Below are 17773 nucleotides of genomic sequence, written 5' to 3'. Positions count from 1 at the left end.
GTAACGACCAGCCGGACGCTCGCGATCTTTCCCGGCGGGGGTGGCCCGATTGGGAAGACGCGAGCGTCCGCTTGACCCGGACCAGGGAGTTCTGCAGCGTTTCGCGTCGGAGTTGCGGCAGTTGCGGGAGTCCGCGGGCGCACCCAGTTATCGGGAGCTGGCCAAGCGTGCGCGCTATTCGGTGACAGCGCTGTCCGAGGCTGCCGGCGGGCAGCTGTTTCCGTCGCTTCGCGTCACGCTCGCCTACGTCAAGGCATGCGGCGGCGACCCGGACATCTGGCGGGAGCTCTGGGAGAACGCGTGCCTCGACCTGATGCCGAACAATGACGGCGACGACCCGGAGAAGGCGCCCTATCTGGGGCTCGCATCCTTTCAGCCCGAGGACGCGGACCGGTTCTTCGGCAGGCGAGCCCTGCTCGAGGACGTGTGCGCGCGGCTCGCTGAGTCTCCTTTTCTCGCGGTCTTCGGCACGTCCGGCAGCGGGAAGTCGTCGCTGCTGCGTGCGGGCCTGCTGCCCGCGGTCTGGCGAGGGGACATCCAGGGAAGCGACGACTGGCCCACCGTCCTGCTGACACCCGGCAGTCGCCCGCTCGAACAGCTCGCCGTCTATCTCGCCGACCTCGGCGGCGTCTCCCCGGCATCGAAGGTCACCGACCCCGACGGCATCCACGTGTTGCTCCGGCAGGTGCTCACCAAGCGCGCGGAGACGGTGCGGCTGACCATCGTCGTCGACCAGTTCGAGGAGATCTTCACGCTGTGCCGGGAGGAGGACGAGCGGCGCCGTTTCGTCGAATGCCTGCTGGCGGCCGCCGGTGAGGACGGCCAGGCGCGGGTCGTGCTGGGGGTGCGGGCGGACTTCTACGCGCGGTGCGCGCAGTATCCGGCGCTGGTGACGGCGTTGCGTGACCGGCAGGTGCTCGTCGGTCCGATGGACGCCGACGACCTGCGGTCCGTGGTGCGTGAACCGGCCGTCCGCGCCGGGCTGACCGTGGAGAACGCGCTCGTCGAAGCCGTAGTCGCCGACACCGCGGACGAACCGGGTGCGCTCCCGCTGATGTCGCACGCGTTGGTGGAGACGTGGAAGCGGCGCTCCGGCGACCGGATGACGCTCGCCGCCTACCGGCAGGCAGGCGGGGTGCGGGGCGCGATCGCACGGACGGCGGACCGGGTGTTCGACGAGTTCGACCCGGATGAACAACTTCTCGCCCGGGACGTCTTCCTGCGCCTGACCGCGTTCGGCGAGGGCACCGAGGACACGAGGCGACGGGTCGCGCGCAGCGAGCTGCTCGACCGCGTCGGCGCGGAGTCCATGGCGAAGGTCCTGGCCAGGTTGGCCGAGGAGCGCCTCGTGACGCTGGGCAGTGACACCGTGGAGGTAGCGCACGAGGCGCTGATCCGTTCCTGGCCCCGGTTGCGTGCCTGGCTCGCCGAGGACCGCGAGGCACTGTCGGCGCACCGCAGGCTCACCGAGACCGTCGCCGACTGGGAACGCCACGACCGCGACGACGGTCTGCTCTACCGAGGGGCACGGCTCACCGCGTGGCAGGACGATTCCCTGGAACGGTTCAACGACGCCGAACGAGAGTTCCTGTCCCTGAGTTTTTCCGCCGCCGACCGCGAACGCCGGGGCCGTAGGCGACGCACGCGCGTGGCCTTCGGCTTCTCCGTCACGGCGACGGCCGTGGTGACCGTGCTCGCGGTACTCGCCATGATGCTCGCCGGCAGGAACGCCGAGGAACGAGAACTCGCCTACAGCCGTCAGCTGATCGCCGACGCGCGGGCACAGGGACAGCGGGACCCTGAGCTCGGGCTTTTGCTGACACGGGAGGCGTACCGGATTCGTCCTGGCGCGGAGACCGAGGCGGCGCTGCGCCAGGCCGCCGTCGACTCGCGCGTCCGGGCCAGCCTCACCGGCCATCAGGGCAAGATCACCGGCGTCGCGTTCGCCGAGGACGGCCGGCAGCTGGTCACAAGTGGCGCGGACGGCGCGCTTCGCGTGTGGGAATGGACGGACGGACATGTGTCGTCGAAGCCGCCGGTCGTGCTGCGCGGGCACCAGGGCGAGGCGTGGTCCCCGGTGTTCAGCTGGGACGGATCGCGGATCGCGGCCGCTGGGGTCGACGGCATGGTGTCGGTGTGGGATGTGAGAAGCGGTACGGCGGTGCTGCTGCGCGGGCATCAGGACGCCGTGTGGGCCGTGTCGTTCAGCCAGGACGGTCAGCGGGTCGCGAGCGCCGGTCAGGACGGCACAATCCGGGTGTGGCGGGCCGACGGCAGCGGCGAGCCGGACGTCCTGAAAGGACACAACGGAAGAGTCCTCGGGGTCGCGTTCAGCCCGGACGGCCGGAGCCTGGCCAGCAGCGGCGGCGACGGCACGGTCCGGATCTGGTCCATGGACGGCGCCGGACCCCCGATCGTGTTAACGGGACACCGGAACTCGGTGGAGATGGTCCAGTTCAGCCCGGACGGGCGGCACGTGGCGACGGCGAGCACGGATGGCACAGCGCGGCTGTGGGACGTGCGAGGCCACGAAGATCCGGTTGTGCTCGGTACTCACGAAGGAACAGCAGAGGGGATCGCGTTCAGCCCCGACGGCAGGTGGCTGGCGAGCACCGGCGACGACGGCACGATCCGCGTGTGGAGCATCAGGAACCGCGCATTCTCCACCGTGCTGCGCGGGCACCGCGGCACGGTCTGGGCCGCGACGTTCAGCCGGGATGGGAAGTCGCTGGTCAGCGCCAGCGACGACGGCACGGCCCGAGTGTGGGACCTCGAGGAAACCGAAGACGTGGTGATGGACGGCCACACGGGTCCGGTCTGCTGCGCGGCGTTCAGCCCGGACGGCACGCGGGTTGCCAGCGCCGGCAAGGAGGACGGCACGCTCCGTGTCTGGGACTCGTCCGGGCGAACGGACCCGATGGTGCTGTCCGGCGGCGGCCCGATGACGGACATCACGTGGAGCCCGGACGGCACAAGGGTGGCCGGCGTCGCCAAGGACAGCGTGGTGCGAGTATGGCAAGTGGACGGACGAACGGACCCAATGGTGCTGCCGAGCCTGGGCGATCCCGCGCCACAGGCCACGTTCAGCCCGGACAGCCGGCGAATCGCGGTTGCGAACGGCAAGGACGTCATCAACATCTGGAACGTGACCGGCACCGGCGGGCCGACGGAACTGCGGGCCAAGGAGGGCGGATTCCTGTACGTGGCGTGGAGTCCGGACGGGGGACGGATGGCCGCGTCCACCCTCAGCGGCGTCATCGTGGTCTGGGACCTCGCCGGGCGCGGCGAGCCCGTGGTGTTACGAGGCCATCTCGGCCCGGTATGGCAGTTGGCGTTCAGCCCGGACAGCACCCGGGTCGCCAGCGCCGGCAACGACGGCACGACCCGGGTGTGGCGTGTGACCGGGACCGGTGACCCGTCTGTCCTAACCGGACACCAGGGACTGGTGTGGAGTGTGACGTTCACCCAGGACGGCCGGTACCTGATCACCAGCGGCAACGACAGCACCGCACGCCGCTGGGCCCTTGATCGCCCCGGCGAGTCCCTGGTGTTCCGCGAGTTCCGCGCCTCGGTGGAAAGCGCGACCACAACGACCGACGGCCGCTACCTGACGGCCCACGGTGACGGCACAGTACGTGTCTGGCGCTGCCCGGCCTGCGGCCCGATCGACAAGGTTCTCGCCGACGTCGACCACCACGTCACCCGCGGCCTGACCGCCGACGAACGCAGGATCTTTCTCGGCCGCTAGAACCCCTTTCGCGTCAGCCTGCGGCGCGCTTGATGAGGTCGGCCACCGGGGCGGGCTGGGCGATCATCGCGACGTGCGAGGTGCCGGCCTCGACGGTGTGTGCACGGGCCCGCTGTGCCATGAAGCGCTGCGCTGCGGCGGGAAGCACCTTGTCGTTACGGGAGACCAGGCACCAGGAAGGAATGGTCTTCCAGGCCGGGGCGCCGGACGGCTCCTGTAACGCGCCAGTGTCAACCGGCCGCTGACTGACCCACATCAGGCTCGTGACCGCCTTGGGCACATCCCCGGCGAACACGTCATGGAACAGCTCTTTCTTGATGTACGCGTCGACGCCCGCGCTGTGCGGACGGAAGTCCAGCGCCGTCTCGTCGATCTGGCTCCCCGGGTACTTCGTCTGCAGGCCCAGCAGCGTTTCACCCTGATCCGGCGCGAACGCGGCGATGTAGACCAACGCCTTCACGTTCGCGTTGCCGGTCGCGGCGTTCGTGATCACGTTGCCGCCGTAGGAATGCCCGACGAGGACGAGCGGGCCGCCGAGGGTGGCGAGAACGCTGGCCAGGTATGCGGAGTCGACGGCCACGCCGCGCAGCGGGTTCGCCGGGGCGATGACCGGATAGCCGGCGCGCATGAGCCGGGCGGCGACGTCGTTCCAGCCAGAGGCGTCAGCGAACGCACCATGCACCAGTACAACGGTGGGCTTCTGCTTGCCGCCGTGCCGGGGCTGTGCCTCCGCGGCGGGCACTCCGACAGCGGCACCGGCCGCGACCGCAGCGGATCCGGCGAGCAGGTTTCGGCGAGTCGTGGTCATCGATGTGCTCCTCATTGTCCGTTCTCACCCAGTGATCGCGGATCAGTGTGGAACCGGGTACTTGACGAACACTGAACGAAGCGGCTGGCGGATTGCTTCGTCGTTCCCTCTTCGTCAAGTGCGATCGGACACCGCCGGCTCGAGCCCCAGCTTTGAAGACGCGCTGATCCCATGGTGCGGCCGGCGGGCATCGGAATGTCGCGCAAGATCAACCGGACCCTGGCTTCGCGGAAACCCTGCTGCCCTTTGAGGATGGCAAGGATCTGTTCGACCTCGTCGAGTCGCCGTGGTGGTTGGCCAGACCGTGCACCTGGGTGTCATTGTTGGAAGGGTTGGGGTCTCCTTCGCCAGGCGCATAACCAGGACTCGGATGGAACGATGGTGCGGGGCCGTCCGGGACATTTTGGCCGGGATGCTGCGGCGTGGTGTCGGCGGAGTAGTTCGCGGTGCCAACGCAGGATGGTGTCGGGGCGTACCAGCAGGCGGAGTCTGTTCAATGTCTGACGTGGTAGTCGGTGCAGGACTGCGGCGAGTAGTGCCCGGTCGGCTGGACTGAATCGCACCCGTGTGCCAGCGAGTTGCCGTTGCAGCACTGCGATCTGGTGGCGCAGCGTGAGGATCTCGGTGTCCTTGTCGCGGTCGCTCATTGGGAGCAGGCGAAGCAGGGCGAAGGTGTTGGTCAGGCCGAGGTAGGCCAGTCGCAGTAGCACGGCCGGTCATCCTGCCGCGGGGCCGCAACCCGTGAATGGACGGCCTCGACGTCATCGTGTGCAGCGTCTGACCAGCACGGATGAGGTTTTCGGCAAGCGCAGTGGCGGGTCGGCGCCGCCGTGAAACTCGAGTTTGGTCAGGATGTCGGCTTCGCTGACCACGCCGATCGGTCTGCCGGAGCTGTCGATGACAGGCAGCGCGTCGATGCCGTGGGCGAGCATGGCGCCGGCCAGTTCTTTGAACGGGGTGTCGTACACCGCGGTGATCACCTGGCGGGTCATCACCGCGCCCACGGTCGGCTCATCCATCGCAGCCTCGTTGCGCCGCACGCTTTCGGAGTTGCTAAGATTAGCAACTGTTGAACCGTGCGGCTACGGTCGGGATGTCGGCGCTCCGGCGTAGGCCAGAGAGGATCGCCTTATGAGCGCGACAGAGGGACATGGCCCAGGTGGGGAGGGGTGTCGGTGAGCAGGCCCCTTTATCAGCTGAAGGCGGAGTTCTTCAAGACGCTGGGGCATCCCGCGCGGATTCGGGTCCTGGAGTTGTTGAGCGAGCGGGAGCACGCGGTCGCGGAGATGCTGCCCGAGGTCGGCATCGAGTCGGCCAACCTGTCGCAGCAGTTGGCGGTGCTGCGCCGGGCGGGGCTGGTGACCACTCGCAAAGAGGGCTCGAACGTCTACTACTCGCTGGCCAGCCCGTTGTTCGCGGACTTGCTGGCGGTCGCCCGCCGGATCCTGACCGGGGTGCTGTCCGGGCAGATGGAGTTGCTGGCCAATCTCAACACACCGGTGGTGGTGCCCGCGACGACACCGGAGGGGTAACGCCGGGCGGATGAGCTGCGGTCGCCCCGCTGTCGTTCCGAACCCGTTGCCGGTTTCGGCGGGGTGGCCGCTTCCTTTGGTGATCCGATGTGCAGGAGTGACTAGTGCTGGGTTTGTGGCGCAAGATTCGCGCGACCGGGCGGGTCGCGCAGGCCGCGCCGCCTCGGCCGGAGGGTGATCGCCCGGTGGCCGCGGCGGGGTTGGGTGGTTCGGTACAGATCCGTCACGTTGATGCCGGGTCGTGCAACGGCTGTGAGGTGGAGATCGGCTCGGCGTTCGGGCCTGTCTACGACGCCGAACGGTACGGCGTGCGGCTGGTGGCTTCGCCGCGGCATGCCGACGCGCTGGTGGTCACAGGGGCTGTGACTCGCAACATGGCCGAGCCGCTACGACGGACCTACGATGCGGTCCCTGGCCCAAAACTGGTTGTCGCCGCGGGGGATTGCGCTCGTGACTGTGGTGCGTTCGCGGGTGCGTACGGGGTGGTCGGTGCGGTGTCCGATGTGGTGCCCGTCGATGTGGAAATCGCCGGGTGTCCGCCGCGGCCGGAGGCGATCGTCGAGGGATTGCGGAAGCTGACCGGACGATGACCTCGGTGAGCTTCGGTATTGCCATGGCACTAGGTGTACTGGCTGCGATGAGCGCTGTGGTTGTACCGGTCGCGATCCGGTCCACTGTGGTCGGTTTGGGAACGGCACTCGCTGGCGTTACGGGGATGTTGGCCGGTGGTGCAGCGCTGGCGGGGGAGTCGTTTTCGGTTGCGCTGTCAGGGTTGTTGCCGCTGTCCGGTGTGGTTTTCAGTGTGGACGCGCTGAGTGGACTGTTCATCGTGGTCATCGGCGGTGTCGCGGTCGCAGCCGGGGTGTACGGGATCTCCTATGCCCGTAACGGCTTGGACTCGCGACCGGTGCAGGCGGTGTTCCCGCTGTTCGTCGTGGCGATGTTGCTGGTTCCGGCGGCCGGGAGCGTGGGCACGTTCCTGGTGTGCTGGGAGCTGATGGCGCTGACCTCGTTGCTGCTGGTCGTGGCCGAGCACTGGCGACGCGACGAGGTCGCGCAGGCGGGCCGATGGTACGTGGTGATGACGCACCTCGGGTTCGTGGCTGTGCTGAGTGGACTGTTGATGTTCGTGGCGCACGCGTCCGGTGACTCGTTTCCGGCGTTGCGGGAGGCTGGCCTGTCGCCGGGGACGGCGGGCGTGGTGTTCGGGCTGACCTTGGCCGGGTTCGCGTCGAAGGCGGGGGTCGTGCCGCTGCATGTGTGGTTGCCGCGAGCTCATCCGGAGGCGCCGAGTCACGTGTCGGCGTTGATGTCCGCGGCAATGGTGACGCTTGGGGTGTATGGGATGGTGCGGGTCGGGTTCGACCTGCTCGGTGGTGGTGAGCGCTGGTGGTGGTTGCTGGTGCTCGGGCTGGGCGCTGTCTCGGCGGTGTACGGGATCTTGCAGGCCGCGATGAGCACCGATCTGAAGCGGCTGCTGGGGCAGTCGACGACCGAGAACATGGGGCTGGTGCTGGTCGGCGTGGGCGCCGCCGGGCTGTTTGCGTCATCGGGTAACCGGGTCCTGGCCGGGCTGGCATTGGCCGCGGCGTTGTTACACGTGATCAACCATGCGGCGTTCAAGACGCTGCTGTTTCTGGCGGCCGGTTCGGTGCTGCACGGCACGCATAGCCGGGATCTGGACGAGCTGGGTGGGCTGCGGCCGCGGATGCCGGTGACCACGGCGGCGTTCGGTCTGGGTGCTTTGGCGGCGTCGGCGTTGCCGCCGGGGACAGCATTCGTGTCGGAGTGGTTGTTGTTGCAGGCGTTGATCCATGGGCTTCCGGTGTCCGGGGTGGCCGCGGCGATCGCGATGCCGGTGGCGGTGGCGGCAGTGGCGCTGACCGCGGGGCTTGCGGTGGCGACCTTCGTGAAGGCGTTCGGAGTGGGATTTCTGGCCAAGCCCCGCAGTGCGGCCGCTGAGAACGCCCACGAAAGCCCGCCGAGCATGCTCGTGGGCATGGGACTGGCCGGTGCGGCGTGTGTGGTGCTGGCGTTACTCCCGACCGTGGTTCTGCCATCCGTCGCGTCGGCGGTCGGAATCGCTGTGGGGACAGGCGATGCGGCTGTGTCCGGCGCGGTGACCCTGCAACTGGCGGGAGTGACCGGGGCGTTGTCGCCGTTGATGCTCGCGCTCGCGTTGGTTGCCGGTGTTGTTGTGGTGGTGGGTGTTGTTCGGTTTGTCGCGGTGCGGCGGGCACGCCGTGAGGCACGGCTCTGGGACTGCGGTGGTGGCCCGATGTCGGCGCGGATGGAATACACGGCAACTTCTTTCGCGGAGCCGTTGCAGCGGGTGTTCGACGACGTGGTCCAGCCGGAGACCGATGTGGACGTCAGCCACCACGAGGAGTCGCGGTACCTGGTTCAAGCTGTCGAATACCGGCGGCGGGTTCCGGATCGGATCGAGCGGCGACTCTACGAACCGGTCCTTGCCGCGGTGTCCGCGTGGGGCAAGGTGGGCCGCCGTCTGGCAACCGGGAGTGTGCATCGGTATCTCGGGTACGGCTTCTACACCGTATGCGCGGCCCTGATCCTGCTGGCGGTGACCAGGTGAGCACGCTGGGAATTGTCGGCGGGATCGTGCAACCGGTGGTCATTGTGGCCGGGGCACCGCTTCTCGTTGGGGTGATGCGGCAGGTCCGCGCCAGGCTCGAAGGCCGTGCGGGCGCAGGTATCTGGCAGCCGTGGCGGGATCTGCGCAAGCTGTTCGGCAAGGAGCGCATCGCTCCACGCGGGACCAGCGAGGTGTTCCGCGTCGCGCCGCTGGTGCTGGTGGCCACCACGCTGGTGGTCACTGTGGTGGCGCCGTTCGTGACCACTGCCTCGGCGATCGATCCGGTCGCAGACCTGTTCGCCGTGGTCGCGCTGCTGGCGTTGGGCGCGGTGGCGCTGGCGCTGGCCGGGCTGGATACCGGGACCGCGTTCGGCGGCATGGGATCCAGCCGGGAAGTCACGATTCTCGCGCTGGTCGAGCCGACCCTGCTGGTAGCGATCTTCGCGCTGTCGGTCCGGGTCGGGTCGACCAACCTCGGCGAGATCGTATCCTCCACATTGGACGATCCGGCACGGGTGATCTCCCCGGTCAGCCTGCTGGCCGCGGTCGCGCTGATCGTGGTGATCATCGCGGAGACCGGGCGGCTGCCGGTGGACAACCCCTCGACGCACCTGGAACTGACGATGGTGCACGAGGCGATGGTGCTCGAGTACGCAGGTCCGGACCTGGCTCTGGTGGAGCTGGCCTCGGCGATGCGGCTGTCGGTGTTCCTCGGCCTGCTGGCGAACTTGTTCCTGCCGTGGGGGATCGCGACGTCGGCTGCTCCGCTCGCGGTCGTGGCCGGGGTGCTGGCGTTGGTGATCAAGGTCGGCGTGTTCGGCGTGGTGCTCGCCGCGGGTGAGGTGTTCCTGGCCAAGCTGCGGCTGTTCCGTGTGCCGGAGCTGCTGGCCGGGTCGTTCCTGCTCGCGCTGCTGTCCGTGGCGGCCTCGTTCTTCCTGGCCTGAAGGGAATCGTGGTGGACGAGGGCCTTTACGTGCAGTTGCTGGACCTGGCGTGCGGCGGCCTGTTGCTGACCTCTGTGCTGGTGCTGTGGCGCCGCGAGCTCGCTGTGATCATCCGAGTGTTCGCGCTGCAAGGCCTGGCACTCGCAATGTTGGTCGGTGTCCTTGCCGCGCACGAGAACTCCGCTGAACTGTGGGCTGTGGCGGCCGGTGTACTGGTGTTGCGCGCTGGGGTGCTGCCGCATCTGCTCTGGCGGGCATTGGCCAGCGCTGGTGAGGCTCGGCGGGAGACCCGGCCGTTGGTGAACGTGGCCGCGTCGTTGCTGGCTGCCGCGGTGCTGACGTTGCTGGCGTACGCGGTGTCCCAGCCGTTGGTGCAGCTCGCGCCATCCGCGGCGACACAGGCGATCCCGGTCGGGATGACTGTCGTGTTGATCGGGTTCTTCGTGCTGGTCACCCGGCGCCGCGCGCTGTCGCAGCTGGTCGGTTTTCTGTTGATGGACAACGGGATCACCGCGGTCGGGTTTCTCACCACCGCAGAGGTCGGACTCATCGTCGAGCTAGGCGTCTCGCTGGACGTACTGCTGGCGGTGCTGGTGTTGCAGATCCTCACCACCCGGATGCGGGAGACCTTCGGCGATACGGACCTCGATGAGCTGCGGGAGCTGCGCGACTGATGACTGTTCTTCTCCCGCTCGTGGTGCCGGTCATTGGCGCTCTCACCTTCGCCACATTCGGCTGGCATCGAGTCACCGCCTGGGTCAGTGCTGTGAGTGCCGCCGCCGTGCTCGCATCCGCGATCGTCCTCGCCGGCTCCGAACCACATACCGGCGTGGCGGGGTTGCTGCGGGTGGATGCGCTTTCGGCGTACATGCTCGTGGTGATCGGTGCGGTGGCACTGCTGGCCACTGTGGCGACTCCGGCCTACTTCACCGCCGAAATCACGGCAGGCCGGGCCACCGTACGCACCGCTACCCGGCACAGTGTCCTGGTTCAGCTGTTCCTGGCCGCGATGGCGTTGGCGGTGCTCGCCGCGAACCTGGGCGTGTTGTGGGTGGCGATCGAGGCCACCACCATCGTGACGGCATTCCTTGTCGGGCAACGCCGGACACGCTCGGCTGTCGAGGCGGCGTGGAAGTACGTGGTGATCTGCTCGGCCGGTATCGCGCTGGCTCTGCTGGGCACGATCGTGCTGAACTTCGCCTCTTCTCGCGCTCCTGGTACGTCCGGACTGGACTTGGACGCGTTGGCGGCCAACGCGTCCAATCTCGACCCTGGGGTCACCCGAATCGCGGTGCTGTTGCTGGTTCTCGGGTTCGGCACCAAGGCCGGGCTGGCACCGCTGCACGCCTGGCTGCCCGACGCCCACAGCCAGGCCCCCGCACCGGTGTCCGCACTGATGTCTGGCGTGCTGTTGTCCGTCGCGTTCTACGCGATCCTGCGGGTCAAAGTGATCGCCGACGCCGCGCTCGGTACCGGGTTCACCCGCATGCTGCTGGCGGTGATGGCCGTCGCTTCGTTGGTGCTCGCGGCGTCCCTGCTGGTGGCGCAACGGGACTACAAGCGGATGCTGGCCTATTCCAGCATCGAGCATCTTGGCCTGGTCGCTCTCGGTACCGCGTTCGGCAGCCCGCTCGCGCTGACCGCGGTGCTGTTGCACATCCTCGGCCATGGTCTGGCCAAGGGCGTGCTGTTCCTGGGGGCCGGGCGGATCCTGCAGGTGACCGGCTCCAGCCGGATCGGCGGCGTGCGCGGGCTGGCCACCCACCATCCCGCACTGGCCGGGGCCGTTGGGCTGGGAGTCCTGGCGCTGATCGGCTTGCCCCCGTTCAGCCTGTTCGCCAGCGAACTGGGCTTGTTCCGCGCCGGATTCACGGCCGGACTGGGCTGGCTCACCGCGATCGCGCTCGTTCTGGTGCTGATCATCGCCGCGGCTCTGGTGACCCACACCAGCCGGATGCTGCTCGGCGCCGCCCCGGACGGCCCGGGAACGGCCACCGGGACACGCCAGCTGCCGATACCCACCTCGCTCGCTCTGCTCGGCGGACTGGTCGCGTGCGCGGTCCTGGGCGTCACCGCGGGACCGCTGACCACATTGCTGCACTTGGCCGCTGAAACCCTGGTGGGGGCCCGATGAGTACTCCGAACACGTCCGCTCTCGGTGAGCCGGTCGGCGAGCACCGCACCACACTGACCGTTGCTCCCGACGAACTGGCCGAGCACGCGCGTTCCTTGCTGGACAATGGATATCGGGTCGCATTGGTCGCCGGTCACGACGACGGCGACCGGCTTCGCGCGGTGTACCTGTTCACCGCCGCCCAGCCGGACCGACGCGTCGACGTGCACGTCCCGCTCGACCGTGCAGCCCCGCGCGTGCCGAGCCTGGCCGGCTTGTCCTTCGCCGCCGGGCGCTTCGAGCGGGAGATGCGGGACCTGTTCGGCATCGTGCCTGCCGATCACCCGCTGCCCCAGCGCCTGGTCCGGCACTTCCACTGGCCGCGAGGCTGGCATCCGATGCTCGCCGACGCGGGCGAACCGCCCCAGTTCGGCGACGTCGACGGACCGTATCCGTTTCGGACGGTCGAAGGTCCTGGTGTGTACGAGATCCCGGTCGGCCCAGTGCACGCCGGGATGATCGGTCCGGGCCATTTCCGGTTCTCGGTGGTCGGCGAGACCATCCTCAACCTCAAGGCCCGGCTCTGGTTCGTCCACAGAGGAATCGAGAAACTGTTCCAGGGCCGGCGCCCGCGACAGGCGATCGAGCTCGCCGAACGGGTCAGCGGTGACACCACCGTCGGGCACGCCCTCGCCTTCTGCCAGGCGATCGAAGACGCCTGGCAGTATCCGGTGCCCGCGCACACCCAGCGGATTCGCGCGATCCTGCTGGAGCTCGAACGGCTCTACAACCACATCACCGACATTGGCGCCCTGTGCAACGACGTCGGCCATGGCATCCTCAACACCCACGCGCAACGCGTTCGCGAACAACTGTTGCGGATCAACGACGAGGTGACCGGCCACCGGTTGCTCCGCGGTGCCATCCATCCCGGCGGCGCGACCGTCACTGCCCTGCCTGACCCCGTCCGCCTGGCGGTGATCGGCGAGGACATCGCCGAAATCGCCGCCCTCGCACTCGGCAACACCGTCGTGGCCGACCGATTCGCGGGCACTGCCGTGCTCACTCGTGAACAGGCCACCGATCTCGGCACCCTCGGCTACGTCGCCCGCGCCAGCGGCCTGACCACCGACGCCCGCCACGACCACCCGTTCCTGCACGAGGTGTTCCGCCGCACCGAGCACACCCATACCGATGGCGACGTGTTGTCCCGGTTCCTGGTTCGCGCCGAGGAGATCACCTATTCGATCGGGCTGATCACCAGTCTCGTGCATACCGTGCGTCAACAGCCGGCAACCACGCCGATCACACCGGTCGAACCCCGATCCGGCCGGTCCGGGGTGGGCATCGTCGAGGGGTGGCGAGGCACGATCGTGCACCGAGTCGAACTCGCCTGCGACGGCACGCTGGCCCGGGTGAAGATCGTCGACCCGAGCTTCTTCAACTGGCCGGCTCTGCCGGTCGCGCTGGCCGACACGATCGTCCCGGACTTCCCGCTGACCAACAAGAGCTTCAACCTCTCCTACGCCGGCAACGATCTATGACTTGCGAATTTCTTTAACTGCGCAGATGCTGTATTCTGTAGCTGTGTCGGACGTTGCTGGCCGCCGGAAGAAGGTGGGAACGATGAAGGAGTTCACTGCGGTCTTGCACAGTCAGGTCGATGACGCCAAGCAAGCGATGACGGCGGCCCGGCAGGCGCGGCACGACTACGAGGTTCACCTGCACGGCGCCCGGATCCGCGACCTGCTCGACGTGCCCGCCGAGCACGGCATCGACACTGGCGACTGGGTGGATCGCACGATGCTGGACGACGCGATGCTCGGAGCCTGACCCATGGGCATGCCGTTGTGTGAGGCGAAATCCGCGTTGTTTCGCGGGTTGGCGCACCCGGTGCGCATTCGGGTGCTGGAACTGCTGGACGAGGGCCCCAAAACCGTGCGTCAACTACTGGACGCGGTCGCGATCGAAAGGGCCCGGTTGTCTCAACAGCTCACGGTGCTGCGCGGCACCGGACTGGTCGCCACCCGCCGCGCCGGCAACACCGTGGAGTACTCACTCAGCACGCCCGAGGTGGCTGAACTGCTCCACGCTGCGCGCCAGGTGTTGACCCACGTCACGCTTGGGCAGGGACAGCTACTGGCGGAACTGCGCCTGGAGCAGGCCTCGTGACATCGAGCAATCGCACGGTCGCAGTGGTCAGCGACGGCAGCGCCCTGGCCGACCAGGACACACCGATAGAACCGTTGCTGCACGAGTACTCCGCGCTGATCCGCGACGTGGCCGGTCTGCCGACAGTCGTGATGCCGTTCGAGGCCGGTACCCCGAGGCAGTTGCATGCCACGCTGGGCGGCCTCCCATCCACCGTCGGTGCTGTCTTTCTGCCGCACGTCGCACCTGGACACGCCCACGTGGCGCGCCTGGCTGCGGGCGAGACACCAGTGGTCACCGACCACAACACCGCAGCGATCGCCCTGATCGCCGCGCTGCTGACCACGCTCACCCGCGCCGGCCGCCCACTGACGTCCAGCCGTGTCGTGATCGCAGGCGCGAACACCATGCCGATGCTGTCCCCACTGCTGGTGACCGCTGGGGTGGGCGATATCACCACCTGGAACCGCGACGACGCCGTCGCGTTCCCGCTGCATCGCGTCGCCGCCGGTTCGGATGCCGTGATCGACCTGCTCGGTGGTATCACCGAGGCATTCGGCACGCTTGTGGAACCTGCCGTGATCACCCGCGACGACCCGCGCACCGTGCTGCTCGCGTTGCCCGGCCTGCTTCGCGCGCTCACGCAGGTCCCGAACGCACGGCTGGACGTCGAGGTTTACCACGCCTGCGCGCTTGCCCTGGTGATGGCCACCCCATCTGACGAGCGGTTACCGCAAGGTCCGGACCGTGCCCTCACGCGCCAGGTTGCCGACGCCGCGACCCGGACTCTGCACCAGCCAGCCCGCCACTCCCACGACACACGTTCGAGCTGACCGGCCGATGAACGCCGGGCGGCCGGCAAGGAGACCACGATGACCGCAACCACCATCCCCGGCGTGGACCAGACACCCACCACGCACCAATCCCTGCTGGCGTGGGTGCGCAAGGTCGCCGAGCTGACCACCCCGGAGCGGGTGGTGTGGTGCGACGGCTCGGACGAGGAGTGGCGTGCTTTGACCACCAAGCTGGTCAAAGCGGGAACGTTCGTGCGGCTTTCCCGGAAGCCCAACTCGTTCTGGTGCGCCTCGGATCCCGGTGATGTCGCCCGGGTCGAGGATCGCACGTTCATCTGCTCGACCTATGAGGCCGACGCGGGGCCGACCAACAACTGGATGGACCCGATCGACATGAAGGTCGTCATGACCGAGCACTACCGGGGAAGCATGGCCGGCCGGACCATGTATGTGATCCCGTTCTCCATGGGCCCGCTCTCGGCGGAGAAACCCATGCTGGGCGTGGAGATCACCGACTCGGCGTACGTGGTCGCCTCGATGCACATCATGACCCGCATGGGCAGCAAGGCACTCGCGCTGTTTGGTGACGACGCCGAGTTTGTGCGCTGTCTGCATTCCGTGGGCGCGCCACTCAAACCCGGGCAGAAAGACGTGTCGTGGCCGTGTGACCGGACCAAGTACATCAGCCAGTTCCCCGAGGAGCGGATGATCTGGAGCTACGGCTCCGGTTACGGCGGAAACGCGTTGCTGGGCAAGAAGTGCTACTCGTTGCGGATCGCCTCGGTGATCGGCCGCCAGGAGGGCTGGCTGGCCGAACACATGCTGATCCTCAAGCTCACCTCACCGCGGCACGCCGGGGACTACTTCCAGCACTGGATCGACACCGGCAAGCACGCCGACGCGGGCGAAGCTGCCGAAGATCTTCTATGTCAACTGGTTCCGCCGCGGCGCCGACGGCCGGTTGCTGTGGCCTGGGTTCAGCGAGAACGCCCGCGTGCTCAAGTGGGCCATCGAACGCATCGAGGGCACCGCGCCCGCCGTGGAGACTCCGATCGGCTGGGTACCCAACGTCAACTCGCTCGACATGGGGGGCCTGGCCGCCCCGCCGGACGATGTCGAGGCCGCGATCGAGGTCGACATCGACGAATGGAGAGCCGAGATCCCGCTGATCGAGGAATGGTTCACCACGATCGGCGACAAACTACCCACCGCGCTGTACGACGAACTGACGGCGCTCCGCCACCGTCTCGATAGGACACCAGCACCGTGACGCCCTGCGCGTCCGTCCTGACCCGTACGCGGCCGGGACTGTCACGAAGCGGCTGATGTTCCTCTAAAGCGGATCCCATCCCGAACTGGCCGGGGACGTCGCCAGGCACGCCATCCCGTGCGTGCCCGAACGAACACAAGGAGAAAGTCACGCGATGAATATCGAGACGGCGCTGAAAGAGGCGATGTCCATCGCCGGTGCGGTGGGTGCCGCGCTGGTCGACCATGAGAGCGGGATGTCGCTCGGCAGGATGGGCGGTGGTGACTGGCTGGATCTGGAGGTCGCCGCGGCCGGCAACACCGAAGTGGTGCGGTCGAAACTGCGCGTGATGTCCGCCCTCGGGCTCGGCGACGGTATCGAGGACATCCTGATCACCCTGCACCAGCAGTATCACCTGATCCGGCTGCTGCGACCGGCCAGGGGCAACTCGACACTGTTCCTGTACGTGATCCTGGACCGGGAACGGGCGAACCTCGCGCTGGCACGCCATCACCTCAAGCGCATCGAAGCCGACCTGATCGTTTGACCGAGACGCCGAGAAGATCGGCCACGGATCCCGCCCTGCTGCCCACTCGTATGCCGCCATCGGCAGGGCGGGACTCTGGCCGGCCCGGCCGACAGTGGCGCGACCGCCGAACGATGCCGACGCGGCGCGCCGACGTCGCCGTGGTACGTGACGACCTTGCCAATATCCCTGCTGTGGTTGCGCTGGCACGACGAGCTTGGCGACTACTGTAGCTGTCGTGCGCTGCTGTTTGCCGACACCTCACCGCCCGTGTGATCGTTATGCGCGCCAGTACCGAGGATCTGCCGAAGATCGCAAAAGAGATCTATCGGGTGCGTGGCGTCCAACTGAGACCGGCCACTCGTGGTGACGTTCCGCCGGACTCAGGGCCGGCAACTACTGGAGCCGACGGTCATCTGCCATGAGCGGGCATTGATCCGCATGCAATGTGTTGTCGTCCTGCCGCACCGGGTGGTGCCTTGAATCCTCCTCCGCAGGGACATCTGACTCGAGCCTACTGCGGTTTCACCACGAGGACTGGGCATGTGGCCATGTGCAGCGCGGTCGAGGTGATGACTGAGAGTTTGCCGGGCTGGTTGCCTGAGCCGATGACGAGCAGGTCGGTGCGGTCGCAGGTGCGGACGGCCTCGTGGGGCTGGCTGCGGACCAGGCGGAGGCTGGGAGTCAGGTCAGGGGCGAGTTCGTGCACGAGGTCGTGGGCGTGTTCGAGAATGCTGGCGGGGGCGACAACTGCCGGTACGGCGGGGGCGCCTGGTAGTGGCGCGGCGTGCAGAAGACGCAGTCTGCTGCGGGACCGGATGGCGAACTGGACCGCGCGCCGCACGACCAGTGTGTCGTCCTGGCCGCTGATGGCGGCGGTGATCCAGCGGTGCTCGCCTTGCACGGCCCGGGTCTGGCCGCGGACGACGACAGTGTCACAGCGGGCCGCGGTCACGATGGGCACGACGGAGCGGCCGAGGCCGAACGGGCCGTGCTGGCGGCCTCGGTAGCCGAGGACCAGCAGGTCGTGATCCTTGCTTGCGGCCACCAGGGTCTGTACTGGTGGCTCAGGGGAGACGCTGACTGAGGTGAACAGCCACCGGTAGGCGCTGAGTCTGCGGGCGATGGCCTGGTCGTCGGAGGATTCTGCGGCGAACACGCGCACCTGGGCGTTGAGCGGTCCCGCGTGCCGTAGGGCCCAGTCCAAGGCCGCGTCGCCCCAGAGTGTTCCGTCGGTGCCCACGGCGATCCGTGGCCGACGAAGTTGACGTTGCTGGGGGACCGGTTGGATGGCCGGTGCGGTGCGGGTCGTCAT

15 protein-coding genes and 1 pseudogene are annotated in these 17773 nt (G+C 68.0%); 13 read left to right on the top strand and 3 right to left on the bottom strand.

From position 1 onward, the window contains the following. The first annotated feature begins 49 nt into the window (after positions 1-49). Positions 50-3748, top strand: coding sequence for an nSTAND1 domain-containing NTPase (locus tag JOF56_RS45460; RefSeq protein ID WP_209645731.1), 3699 nt, complete (start codon positions 50-52; stop codon positions 3746-3748). Positions 3749-3761: 13 nt separating this feature from the next. Here the strand turns inward: JOF56_RS45460 and JOF56_RS45455 are convergent, their stop codons facing one another. Together JOF56_RS45455 and JOF56_RS45450 are read right to left on the bottom strand one after the other, a co-directional pair. Beyond that, complete coding sequence (locus tag JOF56_RS45455; RefSeq protein ID WP_209645730.1) at positions 3762-4556, bottom strand: alpha/beta fold hydrolase; 795 nt, start codon at positions 4554-4556, stop codon at positions 3762-3764. 761 nt (positions 4557-5317) lie between these two features. Continuing rightward, on the bottom strand, positions 5318-5575 hold the full coding sequence (locus JOF56_RS45450) for a CBS domain-containing protein (protein WP_209645729.1): 258 nt from the start codon (positions 5573-5575) through the stop codon (positions 5318-5320). 156 nt (positions 5576-5731) lie between these two features. On the opposite strand from JOF56_RS45450, the gene JOF56_RS45445 reads away from it, so the two are divergent. From JOF56_RS45445 to JOF56_RS45390, 12 genes and pseudogenes are all read left to right on the top strand, one after another. Beyond that, positions 5732-6088, top strand: a complete 357-nt coding sequence (locus JOF56_RS45445) for an ArsR/SmtB family transcription factor (protein ID WP_209645728.1) — start codon at positions 5732-5734, stop codon at positions 6086-6088. 104 nt (positions 6089-6192) lie between these two features. Further along, positions 6193-6678, top strand: coding sequence for an NADH-quinone oxidoreductase subunit B family protein (locus JOF56_RS45440; RefSeq protein WP_209645727.1), 486 nt, complete (start codon positions 6193-6195; stop codon positions 6676-6678). A 47-nt stretch (positions 6679-6725) separates the two neighbouring features. After that, positions 6726-8681, top strand: a complete 1956-nt coding sequence (locus tag JOF56_RS45435; protein ID WP_245378669.1) for a proton-conducting transporter transmembrane domain-containing protein — start codon at positions 6726-6728, stop codon at positions 8679-8681. Continuing rightward, positions 8678-9625, top strand: a complete 948-nt coding sequence (locus JOF56_RS45430) for a respiratory chain complex I subunit 1 family protein (RefSeq protein ID WP_209645725.1) — start codon at positions 8678-8680, stop codon at positions 9623-9625. Before JOF56_RS45435 ends, JOF56_RS45430 begins: the two co-directional genes overlap by 4 nt. A gap of 11 nt (positions 9626-9636) precedes the next feature. Beyond that, positions 9637-10299 carry a hypothetical protein gene (locus JOF56_RS45425; protein WP_209645724.1) on the top strand — a complete coding sequence of 221 codons (663 nt, stop codon included), beginning with the start codon at positions 9637-9639 and terminating at the stop codon, positions 10297-10299. Further along, positions 10299-11759 carry a proton-conducting transporter transmembrane domain-containing protein gene (locus JOF56_RS45420; RefSeq protein WP_209645723.1) on the top strand — a complete coding sequence of 487 codons (1461 nt, stop codon included), beginning with the start codon at positions 10299-10301 and terminating at the stop codon, positions 11757-11759. The genes JOF56_RS45425 and JOF56_RS45420 overlap by 1 nt, the downstream gene beginning before the upstream one ends. After that, positions 11756-13282, top strand: a complete 1527-nt coding sequence (locus tag JOF56_RS45415) for a hydrogenase large subunit (protein ID WP_209645722.1) — start codon at positions 11756-11758, stop codon at positions 13280-13282. The genes JOF56_RS45420 and JOF56_RS45415 overlap by 4 nt, the downstream gene beginning before the upstream one ends. Before the next feature lie 82 nt (positions 13283-13364). Next, on the top strand, positions 13365-13571 hold the full coding sequence (locus JOF56_RS45410; RefSeq protein WP_209645721.1) for a hypothetical protein: 207 nt from the start codon (positions 13365-13367) through the stop codon (positions 13569-13571). Positions 13572-13631: 60 nt separating this feature from the next. Continuing rightward, a complete protein-coding gene (locus JOF56_RS45405) occupies positions 13632-13910 on the top strand; it encodes an ArsR/SmtB family transcription factor (RefSeq protein WP_372448311.1) in 279 nt (92 codons plus the stop codon). After that, the gene (locus tag JOF56_RS45400) at positions 13907-14722 is read left to right on the top strand and encodes a hypothetical protein (RefSeq protein ID WP_209645719.1); all 816 of its coding nucleotides are present in this window, start codon (positions 13907-13909) and stop codon (positions 14720-14722) included. Before JOF56_RS45405 ends, JOF56_RS45400 begins: the two co-directional genes overlap by 4 nt. 39 nt (positions 14723-14761) lie before the next feature. After that, positions 14762-15953, top strand: a pseudogene (locus JOF56_RS45395) (phosphoenolpyruvate carboxykinase domain-containing protein). A gap of 154 nt (positions 15954-16107) precedes the next feature. Further along, the gene (locus JOF56_RS45390) at positions 16108-16479 is read left to right on the top strand and encodes a hypothetical protein (protein ID WP_209645718.1); all 372 of its coding nucleotides are present in this window, start codon (positions 16108-16110) and stop codon (positions 16477-16479) included. 493 nt (positions 16480-16972) lie between these two features. Here JOF56_RS45390 and JOF56_RS45385 read toward each other — a convergent pair whose 3' ends face one another. After that, on the bottom strand, positions 16973-17773 hold the full coding sequence (locus JOF56_RS45385) for a universal stress protein (RefSeq protein WP_209645717.1): 801 nt from the start codon (positions 17771-17773) through the stop codon (positions 16973-16975).

This window comes from Kibdelosporangium banguiense (genome assembly GCF_017876405.1).
GTDB classification, from domain to species: Bacteria; Actinomycetota; Actinomycetes; order Mycobacteriales; family Pseudonocardiaceae; genus Kibdelosporangium; species Kibdelosporangium banguiense.
This window is presented reverse-complemented; position numbering and strand designations above follow the sequence as displayed.